Origin of the sequence: Sporomusa sp. (assembly GCF_035561255.1) — a bacterium.
Classification (GTDB): Bacteria; Bacillota; Negativicutes; order Sporomusales; family Sporomusaceae; genus Sporomusa.
Map to the genome: position 1 here is coordinate 1 of NZ_DATMXX010000209.1, position 6,549 is coordinate 6,549.

Sequence of the window (6,549 nt, forward strand, 5' to 3'; positions counted from 1 at the left end):
GGGCTCGGATGTTGGTGTTGCGGTGCTCGCGATTTTAAATGCCATTCGTGTGTTGAATTTAAAAATTTCAATAGTGATACGGTTCTAAAATAAACTATGGGTGTAATGTTGAAATACACAAAAATACAATATTTGTTTACAAACAAGCAACAGAACGATAATAAAGGGTTGGTATGATAGGCAGAAGTAAACCTGTAACTCGAAGGCTTTGCATGCCGCTTACGAAGGGCTACACCTCGCCCTTCGTACTCCCGGGATTTAAAGGGATAATCGAATAAATGCCGTTATCCCTTTTTGTATATGAGAACAGAGAAAGCAATTTGTGCCTCGCAAACAATTACACTAGGTCGAATGGCTACAGATTTTAATGAATAATACCGCAGCATACGTCTGCGGACAAGAATTCAGGAAGACGGGTGATATATGCTTAAGCAATTCACAAAATGGATTACGCTGAAAAGCAAAAGATTATCAAAACACAGGATTCGAATAAACTCTGTCCGCTTTATTGTTTTTATTGGTATAACAGGCGTTATAATCGCCGGTTTACTTTTGCTTATTTTTTCGGGTAGTTCCCGCGAAGCATCGTTGCAAACAACTTCTACTCCCATCTCGGTGATAACAATGGCACCAAGTTCGCTTTCCCCGGAAGCGGAAACGGAAAATCCGGTGATTCAGCCAACCCCTGCCCTTACTCCCATGCGGCTCACAAAAGGAATGCGCTCCGATGAAGTCGCGCTCATGCAGGAAAGGCTAATGGAGTTGGACTATATGGAGAGGGATCTTCCCACCGACTATTTCGGACCGGTGTCGGAAATGGCGCTGGAATTATTTCAACGCAAGCATGAGTTGCAGGTCGACGGGATTTACGGGGAAGAAACAAAGCTGCTGCTTTTCTCCGAGCAGGCAAAGAAATATTCGGCAACGATTGGTTTTTACGGAGCAGACATTATGGAAATCCAACTGCGTTTGCAGGATCTGGATTATGTGCAAAAAGCAACGGGATACTTCGGCGAAGAGACTGAGGCAGCGGTAAAGGAATTTCAAAAAAGGAACGGTCTAGCCGTAGATGGCAGCGTAGGCGCACAAACGAAGGAGGTACTGTTTTCGAATAATGCAAAGGCATTTTATTATTCCATCGGCACATCGGGCGAAGAGGTACTAAAACTCCAAAGAAGACTATTTGCGTTGGGGTATTTAACGACCAAGCCTGACGGCACATTTGGAAAAGATACCGAAAATGCAATAAGGCGTTTCCAGCAAAAAAACGGATTCATTGATGATGGGTATGCCGGTCCCCAAACGCGTAAACTTCTTTTTTCGCGCAAAGCCGAGCATAATGCGCTAGGGGTAGGTGACAGTGGCAGCGATGTACAGAATATTCAGGAACGCTTGATTCAATTGAACTACCTGAAAGATAAGGCAGATGGATATTTTGGCTCTAACACCTCCGGTGCGGTGAAGGCATTCCAGAAAAGAAACAGACTCTCGGATGATGGCAAAGTAGGCACGCAGACGTTGACTGTGCTACTTTCCGATTCTGCAAAAAAGGCAGCTTCTTCGAGTGGAGGGGGCGCTTCGGGTAATGGCGGAAGTTCCCGGGAAAAATCTGTCCAAGCCTTAATTGAAGTCGCAAAATCCAAGCTTGGTGCAAAATATGTCTTAGGTGCCAAAGGTCCAAATACGTTTGATTGTTCCGGTTTTGTATTTTGGTGTCTAAACCAAATTGGTATACGGCAAGGATATTTAACCTCAGCCGGATGGGCATCTAGTTCCAAGTACCCTGTCGTTGACAGAATGGAGGACTTAAAGGCCGGGGATATTATCTCTTTTAAGGGTCATGTGGGTATCGCTCTGGGCAACGGAAAAATGATAGATTGTGCTCCCAGCGATGGCGGTGTACGGATAGGTAATCTTAATCATCCATATTGGCAAAGAAATTTCATAAGAGGTCACAGAGTTTTATAACCAATGATGCGATGCATATTGCTCAGCTCCCTTGCCGATACTTTGCCTAAGGGTGATAATATGCAGTCTGATTAATCATGCCCGATAGTTGAACAGTATTTTTCTTATCTGACAACTATCAAGGGGTGCAGCGCGAAGTTAATGGCGCGAAAATCAGTATCCTTCATACCAAGTCTCGTACAGGTTAAATAAAAACTCAATTGCTTTTTGCCAATTTTCTTCATCAGCAATATAAGTCAATGCTATGCTTACGAAGGTTGTATCCCTTCGCCTGATTATCCAGGCCCTCTTACTTTCCCATGCTCTTATTTTATCAGAAAAGCTAAGCAAGACAACATCGCTTCCGGCATGATATAATTCTTGCTGCTGCCGCTCTTGCGACGGTACTGTGAGGTTTATGCATGAACGAAAAAGAAAATAAACGATATGGATTACCTCAAATTGAATTTATAAAGGAAAGTTACTGAAGCAATGGAACAAACCAGATTACATGATGAGATCAACAGAAGACGTACGTTCGCCATTATATCCCACCCGGATGCAGGTAAAACAACTCTTACAGAGAAACTTCTGCTGTACGGCGGCGCTATAAGACAGGCTGGCAGTGTAAAAAGCCGTAAAACCCGTACGTATGCCGTATCCGACTGGATGGAAATTGAAAAGCAGCGAGGTATTTCAGTAACTTCTAGCGTACTAAACTTCGATTACAACGGTTATCACATTAACATCCTTGATACGCCTGGGCATCAAGACTTCAGCGAGGACACCTATCGTACGCTGGTTGCCGCAGATAGCGCTGTCATGCTTCTTGATGGTGCAAAAGGTGTGGAAGCACAAACGAAGAAACTGTTCCATGTGTGCCGCAAACGTGGCATACCTATTTTTACTTTTGTAAACAAGTTGGACCGCGTATGCAAAAACCCGTTCGACCTCATTGATGAACTTGAGAAAACCCTTGGAATTCACTCCTACCCCGTAACCTGGCCTGTAGGTATCGATGGCGTGTTTAAAGGGGTGTATAACAGAGCGCTTAAGCGGCTCGAACTGTTTGAGACCGACGGAGACCACGGCATCAAAGTTACCGTATCACAAGTAATGGAACTATATAATCCGGAATTAAAAGCGTTAATTGGAAGCGAAGCCTACAATTCGCTCTGTGAGGATATCTCGCTGCTTGACGAGGCGGGAGAGGAATTCGATATCGCCAAAGTGCTTTCAGGCAAAGTCACACCTGTCTTTTTTGGCAGTGCAATGAGCAACTTTGGCGTGCAGCAGTTCCTGGAGGACTTCATACAGATGGCTCCGACACCCGGACAAAGGAATACCAGCATGGGTGTTTTAGCACCGGATGACAATGAATTTTCGGGTTTTGTGTTTAAAATACAGGCGAATATGGACCCGAAACATCGGGACCGGTTAGCGTTTGTCCGCATATGCTCCGGCCAGTATGAAAAGGGCATGCAAGTCTATAACACACGCATGCAAAAAAACATTCGACTTGCGCAGCCCCAACAATTCCTGGCACAGGACCGAGCGGTTGTGGAAGAAGCGTATGCCGGAGATATTGTTGGGTTGTTTGATTCGGGTGAGTTACGTATTGGGGATACCCTATGCTCGGAAAAGAACCCTTTCCGCTTTGACCCTATTCCGATGTTTCCTGCAGAGCATTTTGCCTATGTTTCCGCAATGGATGCAGGGAAACGCAAGCAGTTTGTTAAAGGGATCAATCAGTTGCAAACCGAGGGGGCAATACAGGTATTTCGCACTTCGGAGTCCGCCGGTGAAAGGCGCATCGCCGGAGTCGCAGGCGCACTTCAATTGGAAGTGCTTTCTTATCGTATGCTTGGGGAGTATAATGCTGAAATCAGAATAGAACAGTTAAGTTATCAGCACGCACGATGGATTATTCCTGAAGAGGCTAACCTTGATCTACCCGTACTTGAGGGGGACATATTGCGTGTTGTAGACCGCTTTGATCGACCGGTCATACTCTTTAGAAATAATTGGGTCTTACAACGTATCATGAATAAAAATCCGAATGTCGAATTTACAGATATTGCTCCATTGGAACATGAATCTATAGCCGATTAAAACCCGGTACCCCCCCGCAGGTAACTCATCGTAACCTGCGGGGTTTTCTAATAATTATTGTAATTTGCTAGGTTAAACATAATGGGAAATGCGGATAGTCCATAATTTAAACATAGCACTAAACCGCTTCGCGGTGGCTTTTACCGACAGAAACTGTGCTCAAGATGAACCTGCTGCAAATGCGACGGGGTTTTGTTTTCTCCTGTACAATGGGATCATCACTTTAAAGGAGATGATTCCATGACAAATGAGGAAGTATTTCAGCGGGCTCATGAAGAGTTCACACTACGGGGGTTGTCCCCGAACACAGCGGATGAATATCTGAGAGCGTTTCAGCTCTTTCTCCGCTACTACGACAATCACCCCATTGAAACCATGGGTGAACCAGAGATCCGCGAGTTTCTGCTCCACCAGATCAATCTCGGGAAAGCAACCGGCAGTGTAAATATCTACAACAGCGCTCTGCGGTTTATCTTTGGCGCTGTGCTACAGCGGAATCTCAACTACCGAATGATCCCCAGACGTCGTTCTTATCGAAAGTTACCTGAAATAATGAGCAAAACGGAGATCGTCCGGTTTTTCTCTGTCATTGACAACCTACGGGATAAAGTCATCTTTGAAACCGTGTATGGTGCGGGCCTGCGTGTGTCCGAAGTTATCCATCTGCGAGTTCAGGACATTGACAGCGAACAAATGCGTATATTTGTCCATCAGGGAAAAGGCTGCAAAGATCGTTACACTCTACTTTCTCAGAGGAACCTTGACCTTCTCCGGGAATACTGGAAGCAGTATCAACCCAAGCATCCCGAAGGGTACCTGTTCTACTCCAGAGGCAGAAAAGATCGTGTCATGACCTCTCGGGCTATCCAGGATGCCTTCAGCAAATACTCGAAACAAGCCAAACTGCCGGACACTTTCACCGTCCATACATTACGACATTGTTTTGCGACACACCTTCTTGAAACCGGTGTAGATGTCTGCCGAATTAAAGAGTTATTAGGGCACACCTTCATTCAAACCACGGCTTTTTATCTACACCTACAAAACATTAATGAAACGATTGTAAGTCCGTTGGATACGCTGCAGAAAAAGCGTGGCCACAAGCCGAAGGTAAGAGCCGATGCCTGAGGTACAGGATATTTTCGAGCAATTCGCAGATGCCTATCTAGCTCATCACGGTTTGTCCCTTGCTCAGCATAAAGCTATGAATGCCATCCGGAGCTGCCGGACATCCCGGCTCGGCGGGCATATGGACACATGCCCGGGCTGTGGCTATGAAAAACCGTCCTACAATTCCTGCCGTAACCGACATTGCCCCAAGTGTCAGGCGTTTTCTAAAGAGCGGTGGATTGATGCCCGAAAAGCTGACCTACTTAATGTAGGCTATTTTCACGTGGTATTTACTGTTCCCCAGGAGCTCAATCTCCTGATTTATCGCAACCAGAGAGACTGCTATGATCTTCTTTTTAGGTGCGTGGCAGAAACGCTTGGGGAATTAGCTGCAGATAAAAAGTATCTGGGAGCATCCATCGGGCACACTGCCGTCCTTCATACATGGGGCCAGAACCTCTGCTTTCATCCGCACATTCATTGCATCGTTCCATCCGGCGGGCTCACCGGTTTGGGCAAATGGCAGCACTCAAGCAAGAAGTTCTTTCTGCCGGTACGGGTACTGTCCCGCAAATTCCGAGGAAAGTTCCTGGCTTTGTTAAGGTTGCAAATGCCTGATGTTGACCGGGAACTGTTGAATCTGTGCTATCAAAAGGAATGGGTAGTCTACTGTAAACCGCCGTTTAAGGATGCTGCATGTGTCGTTGAATATCTAGGCCGCTATACGCATCGTGTGGCTATCTCAAACAACCGCATCCTTAAGTTTGAAAATGGCATTGTTACTTTCAAGTGGCGGGATTACAGGGATAGTAACCGTTGGAAAGAGATGATACTAACTGCTGAAGAGTTTACCCGGCGATTCCTGATGCACGTCCTGCCACCTGGTTTTACAAAAATTCGTCACTATGGTTTTCTTTCCAGCCGTGGAAAACGGATAAAGCTTAAAGTCTGCAAGCTTCAAACCGGAACGAGGCTCGTTCAAAAAGAAAAGCTCTCTGCCGAGCAGCTCATCCAAAAACTCACCGGCAGAAAGCCTTCCCAGTGCCCACGCTGCGGACAGCTCGACATGCTCAGGAGCGCGCTCTCTCCGCCGTCAGCCTAAAACTGCAAAGCTTTAAAAGCCTGTCTCCGGGATAGGTCTGCTTTGCTATTTTCACTTTACCAGAGAATGCGTTATTTCTGCAATGGAACGCTGTGAAAATGATTGCGGCAGTGTCGCTCCTTCGACTTTTTGGGGGAAACGCTGATTGCATTTCCCATAGCGATGCAGAATTGACCGCGGTTTCGTGCTATGGAATTATCCAACCAAAGGCAACCGACCTCACCTCTGTTCGGTTGCTTTTTCTATGCCTTTGCTCGTATAATTCTCTACTCATAATG

4 protein-coding genes are annotated in these 6,549 nt (G+C 45.9%); all 4 read left to right on the forward strand.

What is annotated here, in order from left to right:
• Window positions 1-423: 423 nt before the first annotated feature.
• The 4 genes from VN379_RS11540 (at window position 424) to VN379_RS11555 (ending at window position 6,271) form a co-directional block, all read left to right on the forward strand.
• Window positions 424-1,968 carry a peptidoglycan-binding protein gene (locus VN379_RS11540; RefSeq protein WP_325533936.1) on the forward strand — a complete coding sequence of 515 codons (1,545 nt, stop codon included), beginning with the start codon at window positions 424-426 and terminating at the stop codon, window positions 1,966-1,968.
• A gap of 471 nt (window positions 1,969-2,439) precedes the next feature.
• A complete protein-coding gene (locus VN379_RS11545) occupies window positions 2,440-4,059 on the forward strand; it encodes a peptide chain release factor 3 (RefSeq protein ID WP_325533938.1) in 1,620 nt (539 codons plus the stop codon).
• A 240-nt stretch (window positions 4,060-4,299) separates the two neighbouring features.
• A complete protein-coding gene (locus tag VN379_RS11550) occupies window positions 4,300-5,187 on the forward strand; it encodes a tyrosine-type recombinase/integrase (protein WP_325533940.1) in 888 nt (295 codons plus the stop codon).
• Window positions 5,180-6,271, forward strand: a complete 1,092-nt coding sequence (locus VN379_RS11555; protein ID WP_325533942.1) for an IS91 family transposase — start codon at window positions 5,180-5,182, stop codon at window positions 6,269-6,271. Before VN379_RS11550 ends, VN379_RS11555 begins: the two co-directional genes overlap by 8 nt.
• Window positions 6,272-6,549: the final 278 nt, after the last annotated feature.

Coding starts and splice junctions, on each gene's coding strand:
- VN379_RS11545 (WP_325533938.1), top strand. CDS start 2,440: ATGGAACAAACCAGATTACATGATGAGATCAACAGAAGACGTACGTTC.
- VN379_RS11550 (WP_325533940.1), top strand. CDS start 4,300: ATGACAAATGAGGAAGTATTTCAGCGGGCTCATGAAGAGTTCACACTA.
- VN379_RS11555 (WP_325533942.1), top strand. CDS start 5,180: ATGCCTGAGGTACAGGATATTTTCGAGCAATTCGCAGATGCCTATCTA.
- VN379_RS11540 (WP_325533936.1), top strand. CDS start 424: ATGCTTAAGCAATTCACAAAATGGATTACGCTGAAAAGCAAAAGATTA.